The sequence below is a fragment of the Streptomyces sp. I05A-00742 genome (assembly GCF_013055795.1).
Classification (GTDB): domain Bacteria; phylum Actinomycetota; class Actinomycetes; order Streptomycetales; family Streptomycetaceae; genus Streptomyces.
Genome location: NZ_JABETO010000016.1, coordinates 36,991 through 52,685 on the forward strand (window position 1 = coordinate 36,991; position 15,695 = coordinate 52,685).

Sequence of the window (15,695 nt, forward strand, 5' to 3'; positions counted from 1 at the left end):
CGATTGCGCAATTCTGCAAGTATGATGGTCCGAGCCGCGCGGCGGTACGGCCGCCCGCGGACCGGAACACGGAAACCGGAATCGCGGAACCCGGAAGCACAGAGAAAGCAGGTGGCCGTCGTGCTGCGCAACGCCCTCGAACCCTGGCACCTCGTGGTCGTCCTGGTCGTCCTCGTCGTGGTCTTCGGCTCCAAGAAGCTGCCCGACATGGCGCGCGCCCTCGGCAAGTCCGCGCGCATCCTCAAGAGCGAGGCCAGGGCCATGAAGAACGATCCCGCGCCCGCCCCCGCGTCCACCCCCGCGTCGAACGCGTCGAGCACGTCGAACGCGTCGAGCAGTGGAAGCCCCATCACCCCCACCGCTGTTGACAGCTCCCGCTGACCTCGCCGTCACCTGGTATTGCGCTCCCGTACACCCTCGCTTGGTGAGCTTCCTGCGGCCGGGCACACCGCCGGCCCACGAGGAAGGAAAACACCATGGGTTCTCGTCCGTACGGGCGTCGTCTCGCCTGGGGCGCCGCCGCACTGCTCGTCGCCGGTGTCGCGGTGCCGGCCGCGGCCTCCGCGTCCGACGGCGGCGGCCGCACGGACCGGACGGCCGACTCGGCCGTCGCCGACCGGGTCCACGGTCCCAAGAAGGCCAAGAACGTCATCCTGCTCATCGGTGACGGCATGGGCGACTCGGAGATCACCCTCGCCCGGGACTACACCGTGGGCGCCGCGGGCCGACTGAACATGGACAAGTTCCCGATGACCGGCGCCTACACCACCTACGCGGTGGACAAGAACGGCAAGCCGGACTACGTCACGGACTCGGCGGCGAGCGGCACCGGCTGGGCGACCGGCCACAAGACCGTCAACGGCCGGATATCCAAGACGCCGGGCAGCGACAAGCCGATGACCACGATCCTGGAGCTCGCGCAGCGGAACGGGCTCGCCACCGGCAGCGTCACCACCGCCGAGCTCACCGACGCCACCCCGGCCGTCCTCGCCTCGCACGCCACCGACCGCAGCTGCCAGGGCCCGGCCGACATGAAGGAGTGCCCGAACGACACGGTCGCCAAGGGCGGTCCCGGCTCGATCGCCGAGCAGAGCGTCAACCACAAGGTGGACGTGCTGCTGGGCGGCGGCAGGCAGCGCTTCGACCAGAAGGTCACCGAGGGCCGGTACAAGGGCCTGACCGTCACCCAGCAGGCCGAGAAGCTCGGCTACCAGGTGGTCACCGACGCCAAGGGCCTCGGCAAGGCACGGTCCGGCAAGCCCGTCCTCGGCCTCTTCGCCCCCGGCAACGTCCCGGTCGAGTGGACCGGCAAGGCCGCCGCCCAGGGCGGCACCGCGCCGCAGCGCTGCACGACGGACAACCCGGAGCGCAAGGCCGGCACCCCCAGCCTGGAGGAGCAGACCAAGAAGGCCCTCCAGCTGCTGGAGCAGAAGCAGCGGGGCAAGAAGGGCTTCTTCCTCCAGGTGGAGGGCGCCTCGATCGACAAGCGCGACCACGCCGCCGACCCCTGCGGCCAGATCGGCGAGACCGCGGCCCTCGACCGGGCCGTGAAGGTCGCCCGCGCCTACGCCGCGCAGCACCCGGACACCCTGGTCGTCACCACCGCCGACCACGGCCACACCAGCCAGATCGTGCCGCTGGAGGCCACCCCGCCCGGTCTGTCCTCGACGCTGGTCACCAACGAGGGTCAGCAGCTCAAGGTCAACTACTCGACCAACACCCCGGGCAAGTCCCAGGAGCACACCGGCACCCAGGTCCGTATCGCCGCCCAGGGCCCGCAGGCCGAGCGCGTCCTCGGGGTGACCGACCAGACCCAGCTCTTCACCACCCTCCGGACGGCGCTCTCCCTGCGCTGATCACCGGACCCCTGGGGCCCGGCCGGCCGGAGGAAGCTCCGGAGGCCGGGCCCCACGGGCTCTCCTGTGGGTTGTGCCAGTTATCCCGCCGGAACGTTGGTGGAATTCTCCTCGCTCCCGGGACGGGTGGGGTCAACACTGGGGGTTCGGATCATTCGCCCCAGGAGGAACCACCGATGTCCGGGTCGCGCGTCATCGCCCTCGGTCACTACCAGCCCGCGACCGTCCTCACCAACGACGAGCTCGCGGCCATGGTGGACACCAGCGACGAATGGATCCGCTCCCGCGTGGGCATCCACACCCGGCGGATAGCCGGACCCGACGAGACCGTCGACGCGATGGCCTCCGAGGCCGCCGCCAAGGCGCTCGCCGCAAGCGGGCTCGACCCGGCCGACGTCGACCTCGTCCTCGTCGCCACCTGCACCGCCGTGGACCGCAGCCCGAACACGGCCGCCCGCGTCGCGGCCCGACTGGGGCTCCCGGCCCCCGCCGTCATGGACGTCAACGTCGTCTGCTCCGGCTTCACCCACGCCCTGGCCTCCGCCGACCACGCCATCCGTGCCGGGGCGGCCAGGAACGCCCTGGTCATCGGCGTGGAGAAGTTCACGGACGTGGTCGACTGGACGGACCGCTCGACCTGCGTCCTCGTCGGCGACGGCGCGGGCGCCGCGGTCGTCACCGCCTCGGACGAGCCGGGCATCGGCCCGGTGGTCTGGGGGTCCGTGCCGGACATGGGGCACGCCGTCCGCATCGAGGGCACCCCGTCCCGGTTCGCCCAGGAGGGCCAGTCCGTCTACCGCTGGGCCACCACCCAGCTGCCGCCGATCGCCCGGTCGGTGTGCGAGCGGGCCGGGGTCGCGCCCGAGGAGCTGGCGGCGGTCGTGCTCCACCAGGCGAACCTTCGCATCATCGAACCGGTCGCCCGCAGGATCGGCGCCGTCAACGCCGTGATCGCCACGGACGTCACCGAGTCCGGCAACACCTCGGCCGCGAGCATCCCGCTCGCCCTGTCCAAGCTCGTCGAACGCGGGGCGGTCCCGTCCGGCGCGCCGGTGCTGCTCTTCGGCTTCGGCGGCAACCTCTCGTACGCGGGCCAGGTCATCCGCTGCCCGTGACCCGGGCCCGGTCCTGCCCGGTCCTGACCGGCCCAGTCCTGCCCGGCCCGGTCAGGAGGTCGACCGGGGTGTCCGATCCGTTCAAGACCGGCCGGCGTGATGCCGCATACGGTGATCGCATGACACCTCGATTCGACTGCACCGGCCTCGTCGTCGCGGACATGGCCGCCTCTCTCGCCTTCTACCGCCGCCTCGGCCTGGACGTCCCGGCGGAGGCCGACGCCCTGCCGCACGTCGAGCACGTCCTGCCGGGCGGCCTGCGGCTGCTGTGGGACACCGACGAGACGTACCGTTCCTTCGACCCCGACACCGCGCTCTCCTCCGGCCCGGGGCGTGTGACCCTGGGCTTCGCGTGCGCCGGCCCGGCCGAGGTGGACAAGGTCTGGGCCGACCTGACGGGCGCCGGCTACCGGGGGCTCAAGGAGCCGTGGGACGCGGTCTGGGGACAGCGGTACGCGATCGTGCTGGACCCGGACGGGAACTCGATCGACCTGTTCGCGGCCCTGTAGGCGCCCTCCGGCCCGGCCGGCGCCCGAGCACGGCCCCGGCGGTCCGGGCGGCCCGGGTGCCGTGGTCTCAGCGCCCCTGCCCCGGGGCCGGGAGCCATGGCCTCAGCACCCCGGGCTTCGGTCCGCTGGCCTCAGCACCCCTGGCCTCAGCGCCCCGGGCCTCAGCGCCCCGGGCTTCAGTCCCATGGCCTCGGCACCCTGACCTCAGTGCCCCTGACCTCAGTGCCCCCGGACGAGCTCCCCGAGGGTGACGCCGGTGAGCCCCCGCACCTCCCGCGCCAGATGCGCCTGGTCCGCGTACCCGCAGGCGACCGCCACGTCCGCGAACCGGACTCCGGCGCGTGCCAGCTCCAGCGCCCGGTTCGCCCGGAGCACCCGGGCCAGGGTCTTCGGCCCGTACCCGAAGGCGCGCAGGGCACGCCGGTGCACCTGCCGCTCGCTCAGGCCCAGCCGGTCGGCCAGTACGGCCACCGGCTCGCCGCGCCGGGCGGACGCGAGGACGGCGGCGGTCACGGCGTCGGGGGCGGTCAGGAGCTCGGGGGCGTCCGCGGCGCTCCCGCGCACGATCTCCTCCAGGACGCGCCCGGGCAGGGGTGCCTCCGCAACGCGTTCGACGACGGTCCGGGCCCGACGCGCGGGCCACAGGTCCTCCAGGGGGACCCGCAGGTCGCGGAGCTCGTGGGCGGGCACACCGAGCAGGGCCGGTGCGGTGCCGGGGGCGAAACGCATCCCCGTGTACGTGGCGCCCGGCGCGGCGTCCGTGAGGTGTGCCTGGGTGTCTGGGCCCGCCACGAGCAGCCGTCCGCCGTCCCAGATGAGGTCCATGCAGCCGTCCGGGAGGACGCGCACGGGGTCCGACGAGACATCCGCGCGGGTCCACAGGACCGCCCCGGCCACCGCTCGCGAGGGCCGCTCGCGGTAGGTCACTAGGGCGACTCCCGCAGGTAGAGCGCCCCGCAGGAGTGGCAGATGGGGACCTTTCCCGTGCCCCAGAGCTCCACGGAGCGGACAGCCGCGGCCGGGTCGAGCTCTCGGCCGCACATCGCGGTCCCGCCGTCGACCTCACGGACCACGTGCCATGTCTTGACCGCGGGGTCGATGTCGTCCGGGGAGCTGCCGTCCGCGTACTCGGCGCGCAACTCGTGTTCCATACGGCCTCCTCCTGGTTCTCCCCGTGATCCACGATGCGCCGGGGCCCGCGGGGGCGCCACCGGCGCCGGCGGGCCGCGGTCAGAACACCGACCAGCCCGTCAGGGTGGTGAAGTGGTCCAGCGCGGCGACACCCGCCACCGAGTTCCCCCGGGCGTCCAGCCCCGGGCTCCACACGCAGAGCGTGCAGCGCCCGGGTATGACGGCAATGATGCCGCCGCCCACACCGCTCTTGCCCGGCAGGCCCACCCGGTAGGCGAAATCGCCCGCCGCGTCGTAGGTCCCGCAGGTCAGCATCACCGCGTTGATCTGCTTCGCCTCCCGGCGGGGCAGCAGCCGGGTGCCGTCGGTGCGCAGACCGTGGCGGGCGAGGAAGCCGCTCGCCAGGGCCAGGTCCCGGCAGCTCATCTCGATGGAGCACTGCCAGAAATAGTGCTCCAGCACCGTGGGAACGGGGTTGTCGAGGTTGTCGTAGCTGGCCATGAAGTGGGCGAGGGCCGCGTTCCGGTCGCCGTGCTCGGATTCCGACTTCGCGACGGCGGGGTCGAAGGAGACATCCGGATTGCCGCTCTCCGCGCGCAGGAATTCCAGCATCGTGGTGCTGGCGTCGCCCGTCAGGGTCTGGAGCCGGTCGGTGACGACCAGCGCGCCGGCGTTGATGAACGGATTGCGCGGAATGCCGTTCTCGTATTCGAGCTGGACCAGGGAGTTGAAGGCATTTCCGGACGGTTCGGTTCCGACCCGTTCCCAGATTCTGTCCCCGCCTTCGGCCAGGACGAGCGCCAGGCCGAACGCCTTGGAGATGGACTGCACGGAGAACGGCCGCTCCCAGTCCCCCACGCCGTACACACCGCCGTCGACGTCGGCGACCGCCATGCCGAACTGGCCGGCGTCCACCCCCGCCAGGGCCGGGATGTACTGCGCCGCCTGTCCGCGGCCCACCAGCGGGCGCGCGAACGCGGCGACCTCTTCGAGGACGGCCTGGTAGTCCACTGGCGTGCGCTTTCTGTCTCCGTACCGGTGTGCGACGTCCGGCCTGCGGCCGAATCGGCTCGCACGATATCCGAACGCCCCGATCACCTGCGAACTTTTCGGTAGAACGGGGCCATTCAGGCGTAAGCGACAGGGCGTACGCCATCGGACCGCCGAGGAGCACGGACCGTGGCCCGACCCATGTCCGCGGGGGAACTGCTCACCGCTCTGAGAGCGGAGGGCTCCACCGTCGTCGAGGTGCCCGGCTGGCGCACCCACAACCGCGCCGGGCACGGCCCCTGGGGTCCGGTCCACGGTGTCATCGTCCACCACACCGCCACCTCCGGCACCGACTCCACCGTCCGGCTCTGCTGGAACGGCACCGACGCCCTGCCCGGCCCCCTGTGCCATGGCGTCATCGGCAAGGACGCCCGGGTCCATCTCGTCGGCTGCGGGCGCGCCAACCACGCGGGCGGCGGGGACCCGGACGTCCTGCGGGCCGTCGTCGCGGAGCAGCGCCTGCCGCCCCCGCGGCGGACCGGCTCCGACGGGAACGTCCACTTCTACGGCTTCGAGTGCGTCAATCTCGGCAACGGCGCGGATCCCTGGCCGGAGGCCCAGCTGGAGGCGGTCGAACGGGCGGCGGCCGCGGTCTGCCGGCACCACGGCTGGACCGAGCGGTCCGTCATCGGGCATCTGGAATGGCGCCCGGGGAAGATCGATCCCCGCGGCTTCACCATGGACCGGCTGCGCCGGCGGATCCGCGACCGGCTCGGCTGACCACCGGGCGGGCGAGGCGTCCCCGGAGAAGTCCCCGGCCGATGAGTTCCCGACCCAGGAGTCCCCGACAATGGGAGGGTGACCGGCCCGTCTTCCCTCGACTCCCGCGCCTCCCTGGACCCCGTGGTCCTGCGGCCCCTGCTGCCGTCCCCCGTCGCCGAACTGGCGGACGAGCGGTTCACCCGCCGCGGCGTACGGCTGCTCCTCAAGCGGGACGACCTCATACATCCCCGGCTGCCCGGCAACAAGTGGCGCAAGCTGGAGCCCAACCTGCGCGCGGCGGCGGCCGCCGGCCGGTCCACCCTGCTCACCTTCGGCGGCGCCTACTCCAACCACCTGCGGGCCACCGCGGCCGCGGGCCGCCTCCTCGGTTTCGCCACGATCGGTGTCGTGCGCGGCGACGAGCTGGCCGACCGCCCGCTGAACTGGTCGCTGGCCCGCTGCGCGGCCGACGGCATGCGCCTGCGTTTCGTGGACCGGGCCACCTACCGGCGCAAGACCGAGCCCGAGGTGCTGGCCTCGCTCGGGGCGGGCGGCTGCCACGTCGTCCCCGAGGGCGGCAGCAACGCCGCCGCCGTCCACGGCTGCGCGGTGCTCGGCCGCGAACTCCGCGCCGTCCTCGGCCCCGGCGACGTGGCCGGCGTCGCCTGCGGCACGGGCGGGACGCTCGCCGGGCTGGCCGCCGGGCTGGGCGAGGGGCCGCGCGCCCTCGGCTTCCCCGTGCTCAAGGGCGGCTTCCTCGGCGCGGAGGTCGAGCGGCTGCAGACCGCCGCCTTCGGCGGCCGGCGGGGCAACTGGTCGCTCGACGACCGCTTCCACTGCGGCGGTTACGCCCGCGCCACCCCGGAACTGGACGCCTTCGCCGACGACTTCGCCGCCCGCCACGGTCTGCCGCCGGAACGGCTGTACGTGGCCAAGGCGCTGTACGGCCTGACGACACTTGCCGAGGAGGGTGCCTTCGCGCCCGGGACGACGGCCGCGGCCGTGATCACGGGCGGCCCCGATCCGACTCCGGACGCGCCCGGCGACTGATCCGCGCGGACGCCGTCCGCTCCCGGCTCCTCCCGCTCGCCACCGAATCGTTCCGCGCCACCGGATCATTCCGCCGCCTCCTCCCGGTACGCCGCCGCCTCCTCCAGGTCCAGCCGCCGCAGCAGCGTCCTCAGCATCTCGTCGTCGATCCGCCGCGCGTCGCGCAGGGCGACGAAGACCGCACGCTCGGCCTCGATGACTTCCCTGGTCAGCCGCCGGTAGGTGTCGTCCGCCGACTCCCCGGTGGTCTCGTGGACGGCGCCGAGCCGCTCCCACACCGCGTTGCGGCGCCGCTCCAGGACGGCGCGCAGCCGGTCGGCGAGCGGCTGGGGAAGGGTGTTGCGGTCGTCGGCGAGGAGCTCTTCGAGCCGGTGCTCGGCGGCGGTGGACGCCTCGCTCTGGGCCTGCGCCTCGGCGAGAGTGACGGACCGCGGGTCGCGGCCCCGCAGCCGGAGCGCGCGGATCAGCGGGGGCAGGGTGAGGCCCTGGACGACGAGCGTGCCGATCACAGTGGTGAAGGTGAGGAACAGCACCAGATTGCGGGCGGGAAACGCGTCGCCGCCATGGATGGTGACGGGGATCGAGAAGGCGATGGCGAGCGAGACGACCCCGCGCATGCCGGCCCAGCCGACGACGAAGGCGCCGCGGGCGGTGGTCTCCTGTTCGCGCTCGCGGATCCGCGCGGACAGCATGCGCGGCAGGAACGTGACGGGATAGACCCAGAGGAAGCGGAAGACCACCACGGCGAGGAAGACCGCGACGGCATACCTCGCCGCCTCGTCCACCCCATACGTCCCCAGTCCGCCCACCACGACGCGCAGTTGAAGACCGATCAGGGCGAAGACGGCGGATTCCAGGATAAAGGCGACCATCCTCCAGACCGCCGCCTCCTGAAGTCTCGTGGCGAAGTCCACCTGCCACGAACGGTGTCCGAGGAAGAGGCCGACCACCACGACGGCGAGCACGCCCGACGCCTCCACCTGTTCGGCGGCGCTGTAGGCGACGAAGGGGATGAGCAGCGAGAGGGTGTTCTGGAGCAACGGGTCGCGCAGCCGCTTGCGCAGCCAGTGCAGCGGCACCATGAGGACCAGCCCGACCCCGACACCGCCGAGCGCCGCCACCGCGAACTCCCGCACGCCGCCCGCCCAGGTGGCACCCTCGCCCACGGCGGCGGCGAGGGCCACCTTGTAGGCGGTGATCGCGGTGGCGTCGTTCACCAGGGACTCGCCCTGCAGGATCGTGGTGATGCGCGAGGGCAGCCCCAGCCGGCGGGCGATCGCGGTGGCGGCGACGGCGTCGGGCGGGGCCACGACCGCGCCGAGGACTAGCGCCGCCGTCAACGGCAGGTCCGGCACCACCAGAAAGGCGGTACAGCCGACGGCGAGGGTGGCGAAGAGCACATAGCCGACCGAGAGCAGCGCCACCGGCCGGGCGTTGGCGCGCAGGTCGAGGTACGAACTGTCGAGCGCGGCGGTGTGCAGCAGCGGCGGCAGCAGCAGGGGCAGCACGATGTCCGGTTCGAGGGTGTAGTCCGGTACGCCGGGCAGGTACGAGACGGCGAGCCCCGCCGCCACCAGCAGCAGCGGCGCGGACACGGGTGTTCTGCGCGCGGCGCCCGCCACGGCTGCGCTCCCCGCCACCAGCACCAGCAGTGGCATCACGTCCATCGGTGCCCACCCATGTCCATGCCGCTCCCTCACCTTCTAGTCTGGCCATCATGATCGAATGCCCGCACTGCGCCGAGCTGCCGCGCCCCGAGCCCGTCCCGCTGAGCGAGACCTGCCCCGAGTGCGCGGCGGCCGGCAGCCACCCCGTCCAGCTCCGGCTGTGCCTGGAGTGCGGGCACGTGGGGTGCTGCGACTCGTCGCCGCACCGCCACGCCACCGCCCACTTCGAGGAGACCGGCCACGCGGTGATGCGCAGCTTCGAGCCGGGCGAGTCCTGGCGGTGGTGCTACGTCGACCGGCACCTGCTGCCTTGATGCTCCCCGCCGGTCCGTCGAACGTCCCCCTGATATTCCCTGAGAGAACCCCGACTTCCCCCTGACCCCGACCGGGCCGCGCGGTCCCGCGGCCCGGGCACTGTCGGTGCCGCCCGCTAGCATGCACACATGATCCGACCCGCGACGCCCGCCGACGTTCCCGTCCTCCACGCGATGATTCGTGAACTCGCCGCCTACGAGCGGGAGCTGGAGGAGGCGCGGGCCACCGAGGAGCAACTGCACGAGGCGCTCTTCGGGGCGCACCCGGCGGTCTTCGCCCTGATTGCGGAGAGTGACGCGGTCACGGAGGGCAGCGCCGCCCCGGCGGGCGGACCGCTCGGCTTCGCGCTCTGGTTCCGCAACTTCTCCACCTGGACGGGCACGCACGGTGTTTATCTGGAGGACCTCTACGTGCGTCCCGAGGCGCGTGGCGGGGGCTACGGCAAGGCGCTCCTCGCCGAGCTGGCCCGGATCTGCGTGGAACGCGGCTATCAGCGTTTCGAATGGTCAGTGCTGGACTGGAACGAACCCTCGATCCGCTTCTACAAGTCACTGGGCGCGGAGCCCATGGACGAATGGACGGTGCACCGGATATCGGGTGAACCGCTCCGCGCTCTTGCGGCACTCGCGCAGAGTGACGAAAATCCCAACAGGGCGACTTCTCTTTCGATTTGAGACCGCAGACCCCTAGCCACTTTCCGTGCTCATGGGCTTACCATGAGTGACAGTCATGGGCCTGCGGCGCGGACCCACAGATCGCGATAGCGTCGCAGCCGGAAATGTGCCGCGGCGGCCTTGTGCCATCCTCTCCCGGAGGGGTGCACGGCCGACGCCCGTCAAAGCTCAAGAAGCTTGTGTCACCTTGGAGGTGAGGGTGTCCCCCATCGCAGGCGAGTCTGGGACGACCCAGGACTTCGTGGAAGTCCGGCTGCCCGCTGCGGGTGCCTACCTGTCGGTCCTGCGGACGGCGACAGCCGGTCTCGCGGCCCGACTGGACTTCACCCTCGACGAAATCGAGGATCTCCGCATCGCCGTGGACGAGGCGTGCGCGATCCTGCTGCAACAAGCCGTGCCCGGCTCCGTACTGAGCTGCGTCTTCCGCCTCGTGGGCGACGCGCTCCGGGTGACGGTCTCGGCACCCACCACGGACGGCCGCGCACCCGAGCGCGACACCTTCGCCTGGACGGTGCTCTCCGCCCTGGCCGGCGAGGTGGACTCCACCGTCGCGGACGACCGCACGGTCAGCATCAGCCTGCACAAGAAGCGCGGCGCCGGCCCCGGGCAGCCGTGACGGAAGAGGGGGCTCCGTGAGTACTGCATCGTCGCGGGAAGTACGCACCCCGGCCATCCCGCATCAGTCCGCCCGGCACCATCCGGGGGACGCGACGGCTCTGGAGCCGGATGAGGGGACTGACCGACCGGAGCGGGCGGACCACATGGATCAGCAGCATCAGCAGCGGCAGCCGCAGGACCGCAGTGGCGCGCGGGCCCTGTTCACGCAGCTGCGGTCGCTTCCCGACGGCTCCCCCGAGCGGGCGGAGCTGCGCAACCACCTGGTGCGGATGCATCTGCCCCTGGTGGAGCATCTGGCGCGGCGGTTCCGCAACCGCGGCGAGCCGCTCGACGACCTGACCCAGGTCGCCACCATCGGCCTGATCAAGTCCGTCGACCGTTTCGACCCGGACCGGGGGGTGGAGTTCTCCACCTACGCCACGCCCACGGTCGTCGGCGAGATCAAGCGGCACTTCCGTGACAAGGGCTGGGCCGTGCGGGTACCGCGCCGGCTCCAGGAGCTACGGCTGTCCCTGACCACCGCCACCGCGGAGCTCTCCCAGCGGCACGGCCGGGCGCCCACGGTCCACGAACTGGCCGAGCACCTCGGCATCTCCGAGGAGGAGGTGCTGGAAGGGCTGGAGTCGGCCAACGCCTACAGCACGCTCTCCCTGGACGTGCCGGACACGGACGACGAGTCGCCCGCCGTCGCCGACACCCTCGGCGCGGAGGACGAGGCCCTGGAGGGCGTCGAGTACCGCGAGTCCCTCAAGCCCCTGCTGGAGGATCTGCCACCCCGCGAGAAGAAGATCCTTCTGCTGCGGTTCTTCGGCAATATGACCCAGTCGCAGATCGCCCAGGAGGTCGGCATCTCCCAGATGCACGTCTCCCGGCTGCTCGCCCGCACCCTCGCCCAGCTCCGCGAGCGCCTTCTCGTCGAGGAGTAGACCCGGTACGTCCGCGGTGCGGAGCGGTCCGCCGTCCCGCACCGGACGCGGGCGCCCGCCCCCGGGAGCCCGCGGTCAGGACTCCCGCGGGCCGATACCCAGGGCCTCGGTCGCCGTCGGGTTCACGAGCAGCGCCAGCGTGACCACGGCGGCGAGCGCCAGCAGCACGCCCGCGACGATCAGGGCGCCGCCCCCGCTGATCAGCGTCCAGGCGACAGGGAACGACACGAGCTGGGTGATGAGCGCCGGGCCCCGGCTCCACCGGCGGCGCAGCAGCAGCCCACGGGCCGCGGCCAGCGGCAGCAGAGCCAGGGCGATCATGGTCAGCCCGCCCGTGATCGCCTGTCGCGGGCTGTCCGGCTTCCCCAGCAGCCCCATGACCAGGATGTACAGCCCGCCGACCAGCAGGGCCAGCCCTTCCAGGCCGGCGATCGAGGCAGCGGCCGTCAGCCGTGCGGGCCGGGGGCCGGCCGGCTCGGGGACCTCGGGGGCCTTGCTCCCACCGCGCTCGGGGGAGGCGCTCTTACGGGCGGACTTCGGCGCGGACTGCTTGCTGCTCACCCCAGCAGGGTAGCCCCGCCCCGTTCCTTCCGGTCGCGCCCGGTCGGTCCGGCGACGTGACCGGCCGGGACGGTGAGGCCTGAGGTGGGTCGTGTACCGACAGGTAGGTAGGCTGGCGCGCATGCGTGCGCTTCTCGTGGTCAATCCGTCGGCCACCACTACCAGTGCCCGTACGCGCGATGTCCTGGTGCACGCCCTCGCCAGCGACCTCAAGCTCGAGGTCGCCACCACCGAGTACCGGGGGCACGCCCGCGACCTGGCCCGGGCCGCCGCGGAGAGCGGCAACACCGAGCTGGTGGTCGCGCTGGGCGGGGACGGCACCGTCAACGAGGTCGTCAACGGGCTGCTGCACCGCGGCCCCGACCCGGAGGGTCTGCCGCGCCTGGCTGTGGTGCCCGGCGGCTCCACCAATGTCTTCGCCCGCGCGCTGGGCCTGCCGAACGACGCCGTCGAGGCCACCGGCGCCCTGCTGGACGCACTGCGGGACGGCGACGAGCGCATCATCGGCCTCGGCCACGCGGCCGGCACCCCGGGCAGTACGGACGAGGGGGTGCCCGCCCGCTGGTTCACCTTCTGCGCGGGCTTCGGCTTCGACGCCGGGGTCGTGGGCCGGGTGGAGCAGCAGCGCGAGCGCGGCAAACGTTCGACGCATTCCCTGTACGTGCGACAGTTCATGCGTCAGTACCTCGGCGAATCGAACCGTCGGCACGGCACGATCACGCTCGAACGACCTGGCGAGGAGCCACTCGCGAATCTCGTCATGTCGATAATCTGCAACACCTCGCCGTGGACGTACTTCGGCAATCGGCCGATCTACGCGCTGCCCCGCGCGTCCTTCGACACCGCTCTTGACGTGCTGGGACTCACCAAGCTCTCGACCCTCACGGCCGGCCGGCACATCAGCCGACTGCTGACGTCGTCACCGGAGCGCGGACCCGAGGGCAGACACGCTGTGTCACTCCATGACCAGACTTCCTTCACCTTGCATTCGCAGGCCCCTCTCCCGTTTCAGATGGACGGTGACCACCTGGGGCTGCGTAAGAGCGTGACGTTCACAGGCGTTCGCCGTGCACTGCGTGTGATTGTGTGAGTGTGAGGGCCTAAAGTCCTTCCACTCGAACGTTTAGCCTGGGTTCCACCCCCTGGAAGTACGGCTGTGACCTAGCTGACACCGAGGAATCAAAAAAAACTTTCCAGAAGGGGTTGTATCCGTCGCCGAGGTTTGCGAGTCTCTTCATGGCGATCGGGACGGCCGCTCATCTCGGCTTCCCGGATTGTCCGAACCCCCTCTCTCTTTCCTGGACCGCAGCCAGTCTCGACTGGATATCGGCCCTTCCCTTGCGGGGGGATTCGTGAAAGCGTTCACATTCACAAGCCACGTAGCCGCAATAACGAGGAGATGGAGCAGCCATGGACTGGCGTCACAACGCCGTTTGCCGCGAGGAAGACCCCGAGCTGTTCTTCCCCATCGGCAACACCGGTCCTGCGCTGCTGCAGATCGAGGAAGCCAAGGCCGTCTGCCGCCGCTGCCCCGTGATGGAGCAGTGCCTGCAGTGGGCGCTTGAGTCCGGCCAGGACTCCGGCGTCTGGGGTGGCCTCAGCGAGGACGAGCGCCGTGCGATGAAGCGCCGCGCCGCCCGCAACCGGGCTCGCAACGCGACCGCCTGACGACGCCCCTCGGCCCCCGAGCCGCAGCGCGCAGTGCCCCTGACGTGACGGGGGCGCCCACCAGCACCGCACAGTGAAGCTTTGAGCCCCGGACCGCATCGGTCCGGGGCTCAGTGCTGTGCCCGGGGGCGGGACGTGGACGGGCGGTACGGTCAGGACTTCCCCGCCCGGACGGGCAGGTCGAGCACGACCCGGGTGCCCTGCCCGGAAGCGGGCACCATGTCGAACCGGCCGCCGAGCTCGCCCTCGACCAGGGTGCGCACGATCTGGAGGCCGAGGTTGCCGGCCCGGTGCGGATCGAATCCCTCCGGGAGTCCCCGGCCGTCGTCCTGGACCGAGATCAGCAGCCGGGCGTCCGCGCGGGTTCCGCCGCGTACCGCGGTGACCTCGACCGTTCCCTGCTCCCCCGGGCCGAAGCCGTGCTCCAGGGCGTTCTGCAGCAGCTCGGTCAGGACCATGGACAGCGGCGTCGCCACCTCCGCGTCGAGCACGCCGAACCGCCCGGTCCGCCGGGTGCGGACCCGGCCCGGCGAGATCTCCGCGACCATGGCGAGCACCCGGTCGGCGATCTCGTCGAACTCCACCCGCTCGTCAAGGTTCTGCGAGAGCGTCTCGTGGACGATCGCGATGGAACCGACTCGGCGCACCGCCTCCTCCAGCGCCTCACGGCCCTCCGCAGAACCGATGCGGCGGGCCTGGAGGCGCAGCAGGGCGGCGACGGTCTGGAGGTTGTTCTTCACCCGGTGGTGGATCTCGCGGATGGTGGCGTCCTTGGTGATCAACTCCCGCTCGCGCCGACGCAATTCGGTGACGTCGCGCAGGAGGACCAGTGAACCGATGTGTGTCCCCTTGGGTTTGAGCGGGATGACCCTCAGCTGGATGACGCCGCCGTTGGCCTCGACCTCGAACTCGCGGGGCGCCCAGCCGCTGGCGAGCTTCGCCAGGCCCTCGTCCACCGGACCGCGCGAGGGTGCCAACTGAGCGGTGGTCTCGCCCAGATGATGCCCGACGAGGTCGGCGGCGAGGCCGAGCCGGTGGTAGGCGGAGAGCGCGTTCGGGCTGGCGTACTGGACGATGCCGTCCGCGTCCAGCCGGACCAGGCCGTCGCCGGCGCGCGGCGAGGCGTCCATGTCGACTTGTTGCCCGGGGAAGGGGAACGTTCCGGCAGCGATCATCTGGGCGAGGTCGGAGGCGCTCTGGAGGTAGGTGAGCTCCAGCCGGCTCGGCGTCCGCACGGTGAGCAGGTTGGTGTTGCGGGCGATGACCCCCAGGACCCGGCCCTCACGGCGGACCGGGATGGACTCCACCCGGACCGGCACCTCCTCGCGCCACTCGGGGTCGCCCTCGCGCACGATCCGGCCCTCGTCGAGCGCCGCGTCGAGCATGGGGCGGCGCCCGCGCGGGACGAGGTGGCCGACCATGTCGTCCTGGTACGAGGTGGGGCCGGTGTTGGGGCGCATCTGGGCGACCGAGACGTAACGGGTGCCGTCGAGCGTGGGGATCCACAGGACGAGGTCGGCGAAGGAGAGGTCGGAGAGCAGCTGCCACTCCGAGACCAGCAGGTGGAGCCATTCGAGGTCCGAGCCGTCGAGGGCGGTGTGCTGGCGTACGAGGTCGTTCATGGAGGGCACGGCTGTGAGCCTAATTCCTTTTCCGCGGCCGCGACCACGGTGGAGCCCCGACGGTACGAGGAGGCGTGATGTACGAAGGGTGGCGTCCGGCCCCTCGGGTGCGACATCGTGGATTTCCCGCCGGGACACGCGGAGTTCCGGCGCGTGGGCATGGACAGGAGCGAATGGTCTAGTCCACAATGAACAGGTAAAGCTCCGCCCTCCCCGCACAGGAGGGCGGCA

18 protein-coding genes are annotated in these 15,695 nt (G+C 71.8%); 12 read left to right on the forward strand and 6 right to left on the reverse strand.

Annotation, left to right across the window (positions count from 1 at the left end; translation table 11 throughout):
- Window positions 1-120: 120 nt before the first annotated feature.
- The 4 genes from tatA (at window position 121) to HN013_RS17155 (ending at window position 3,480) form a co-directional block, all read left to right on the forward strand.
- On the forward strand, window positions 121-381 hold the full coding sequence (tatA, locus tag HN013_RS17140; RefSeq protein WP_171167059.1) for a Sec-independent protein translocase subunit TatA: 261 nt from the start codon (window positions 121-123) through the stop codon (window positions 379-381).
- A 95-nt stretch (window positions 382-476) separates the two neighbouring features.
- Window positions 477-1,856 (forward strand): alkaline phosphatase, encoded by a 1,380-nt coding sequence (locus tag HN013_RS17145; protein ID WP_171167061.1) that lies wholly within the window; start codon window positions 477-479, stop codon window positions 1,854-1,856.
- A 176-nt stretch (window positions 1,857-2,032) separates the two neighbouring features.
- Window positions 2,033-2,971 carry a beta-ketoacyl-ACP synthase III gene (locus HN013_RS17150; RefSeq protein WP_171167063.1) on the forward strand — a complete coding sequence of 313 codons (939 nt, stop codon included), beginning with the start codon at window positions 2,033-2,035 and terminating at the stop codon, window positions 2,969-2,971.
- 119 nt (window positions 2,972-3,090) lie between these two features.
- Window positions 3,091-3,480, forward strand: coding sequence for a VOC family protein (locus HN013_RS17155; protein WP_171167065.1), 390 nt, complete (start codon window positions 3,091-3,093; stop codon window positions 3,478-3,480).
- A 219-nt stretch (window positions 3,481-3,699) separates the two neighbouring features.
- Here the strand turns inward: HN013_RS17155 and HN013_RS17165 are convergent, their stop codons facing one another.
- From HN013_RS17165 to HN013_RS17175, 3 genes are all read right to left on the reverse strand, one after another.
- Window positions 3,700-4,407 (reverse strand): helix-turn-helix transcriptional regulator, encoded by a 708-nt coding sequence (locus HN013_RS17165; protein ID WP_171167069.1) that lies wholly within the window; start codon window positions 4,405-4,407, stop codon window positions 3,700-3,702.
- Entirely contained in the window at window positions 4,407-4,631 is a 225-nt protein-coding gene (locus HN013_RS17170; RefSeq protein WP_171167071.1) for a hypothetical protein, read from the reverse strand. The genes HN013_RS17165 and HN013_RS17170 overlap by 1 nt, the downstream gene beginning before the upstream one ends.
- A 79-nt stretch (window positions 4,632-4,710) precedes the next feature.
- The gene (locus HN013_RS17175; protein WP_171167073.1) at window positions 4,711-5,622 is read right to left on the reverse strand and encodes a glutaminase; all 912 of its coding nucleotides are present in this window, start codon (window positions 5,620-5,622) and stop codon (window positions 4,711-4,713) included.
- A 180-nt stretch (window positions 5,623-5,802) separates the two neighbouring features.
- Between HN013_RS17175 and HN013_RS17180 the strand changes: the two genes are divergently transcribed.
- The gene (locus HN013_RS17180; protein WP_171167235.1) at window positions 5,803-6,381 is read left to right on the forward strand and encodes an N-acetylmuramoyl-L-alanine amidase; all 579 of its coding nucleotides are present in this window, start codon (window positions 5,803-5,805) and stop codon (window positions 6,379-6,381) included.
- A gap of 78 nt (window positions 6,382-6,459) precedes the next feature.
- On the forward strand, window positions 6,460-7,413 hold the full coding sequence (locus tag HN013_RS17185; protein ID WP_171167075.1) for a 1-aminocyclopropane-1-carboxylate deaminase/D-cysteine desulfhydrase: 954 nt from the start codon (window positions 6,460-6,462) through the stop codon (window positions 7,411-7,413).
- A gap of 65 nt (window positions 7,414-7,478) precedes the next feature.
- Here the strand turns inward: HN013_RS17185 and HN013_RS17190 are convergent, their stop codons facing one another.
- Window positions 7,479-9,080, reverse strand: a complete 1,602-nt coding sequence (locus HN013_RS17190) for a Na+/H+ antiporter (RefSeq protein ID WP_171167077.1) — start codon at window positions 9,078-9,080, stop codon at window positions 7,479-7,481.
- Window positions 9,081-9,130: 50 nt separating this feature from the next.
- On the opposite strand from HN013_RS17190, the gene HN013_RS17195 reads away from it, so the two are divergent.
- The 4 genes from HN013_RS17195 to HN013_RS17210 all read left to right on the forward strand — a co-directional run bounded on the left by HN013_RS17195 (window position 9,131) and on the right by HN013_RS17210 (window position 11,613).
- Window positions 9,131-9,394: a UBP-type zinc finger domain-containing protein gene (locus HN013_RS17195; RefSeq protein ID WP_171167079.1), complete on the forward strand. Its 264-nt coding sequence runs from the start codon at window positions 9,131-9,133 to the stop codon at window positions 9,392-9,394.
- A gap of 129 nt (window positions 9,395-9,523) precedes the next feature.
- A complete protein-coding gene (locus tag HN013_RS17200) occupies window positions 9,524-10,069 on the forward strand; it encodes a GNAT family N-acetyltransferase (protein WP_171167081.1) in 546 nt (181 codons plus the stop codon).
- Window positions 10,070-10,268: 199 nt separating this feature from the next.
- A complete protein-coding gene (locus tag HN013_RS17205; RefSeq protein ID WP_171167084.1) occupies window positions 10,269-10,685 on the forward strand; it encodes an anti-sigma regulatory factor in 417 nt (138 codons plus the stop codon).
- Window positions 10,686-10,701: 16 nt separating this feature from the next.
- Complete coding sequence (locus HN013_RS17210; RefSeq protein WP_171167086.1) at window positions 10,702-11,613, forward strand: RNA polymerase sigma factor SigF; 912 nt, start codon at window positions 10,702-10,704, stop codon at window positions 11,611-11,613.
- Between the two features lie 75 nt (window positions 11,614-11,688).
- On the opposite strand, the gene HN013_RS17215 is transcribed toward HN013_RS17210, so the two are convergent.
- On the reverse strand, window positions 11,689-12,174 hold the full coding sequence (locus HN013_RS17215; protein ID WP_171167088.1) for a hypothetical protein: 486 nt from the start codon (window positions 12,172-12,174) through the stop codon (window positions 11,689-11,691).
- A 121-nt stretch (window positions 12,175-12,295) separates the two neighbouring features.
- Between HN013_RS17215 and HN013_RS17220 the strand changes: the two genes are divergently transcribed.
- The gene (locus tag HN013_RS17220) at window positions 12,296-13,264 is read left to right on the forward strand and encodes a diacylglycerol kinase family protein (RefSeq protein WP_171167090.1); all 969 of its coding nucleotides are present in this window, start codon (window positions 12,296-12,298) and stop codon (window positions 13,262-13,264) included.
- Window positions 13,265-13,584: 320 nt separating this feature from the next.
- Window positions 13,585-13,842, forward strand: a complete 258-nt coding sequence (locus tag HN013_RS17225; protein ID WP_004937597.1) for a WhiB family transcriptional regulator — start codon at window positions 13,585-13,587, stop codon at window positions 13,840-13,842.
- Window positions 13,843-13,994: 152 nt separating this feature from the next.
- Here HN013_RS17225 and HN013_RS17230 read toward each other — a convergent pair whose 3' ends face one another.
- A complete protein-coding gene (locus HN013_RS17230; protein WP_171167237.1) occupies window positions 13,995-15,464 on the reverse strand; it encodes a sensor histidine kinase in 1,470 nt (489 codons plus the stop codon).
- Window positions 15,465-15,695: the final 231 nt, after the last annotated feature.

What these genes read in the sequence shown, in the direction of transcription:
- HN013_RS17190 (WP_171167077.1), bottom strand. Translation starts at nt 9,080, where the DNA reads ATGGACGTGATGCCACTGCTGGTGCTGGTGGCGGGGAGCGCAGCCGTG.
- HN013_RS17150 (WP_171167063.1), top strand. Translation starts at nt 2,033, where the DNA reads ATGTCCGGGTCGCGCGTCATCGCCCTCGGTCACTACCAGCCCGCGACC.
- HN013_RS17180 (WP_171167235.1), top strand. Translation starts at nt 5,803, where the DNA reads ATGTCCGCGGGGGAACTGCTCACCGCTCTGAGAGCGGAGGGCTCCACC.
- HN013_RS17230 (WP_171167237.1), bottom strand. Translation starts at nt 15,464, where the DNA reads ATGAACGACCTCGTACGCCAGCACACCGCCCTCGACGGCTCGGACCTC.
- HN013_RS17195 (WP_171167079.1), top strand. Translation starts at nt 9,131, where the DNA reads ATGATCGAATGCCCGCACTGCGCCGAGCTGCCGCGCCCCGAGCCCGTC.
- HN013_RS17225 (WP_004937597.1), top strand. Translation starts at nt 13,585, where the DNA reads ATGGACTGGCGTCACAACGCCGTTTGCCGCGAGGAAGACCCCGAGCTG.
- HN013_RS17145 (WP_171167061.1), top strand. Translation starts at nt 477, where the DNA reads ATGGGTTCTCGTCCGTACGGGCGTCGTCTCGCCTGGGGCGCCGCCGCA.
- HN013_RS17170 (WP_171167071.1), bottom strand. Translation starts at nt 4,631, where the DNA reads ATGGAACACGAGTTGCGCGCCGAGTACGCGGACGGCAGCTCCCCGGAC.
- HN013_RS17220 (WP_171167090.1), top strand. Translation starts at nt 12,296, where the DNA reads ATGCGTGCGCTTCTCGTGGTCAATCCGTCGGCCACCACTACCAGTGCC.
- HN013_RS17200 (WP_171167081.1), top strand. Translation starts at nt 9,524, where the DNA reads ATGATCCGACCCGCGACGCCCGCCGACGTTCCCGTCCTCCACGCGATG.
- HN013_RS17155 (WP_171167065.1), top strand. Translation starts at nt 3,091, where the DNA reads ATGACACCTCGATTCGACTGCACCGGCCTCGTCGTCGCGGACATGGCC.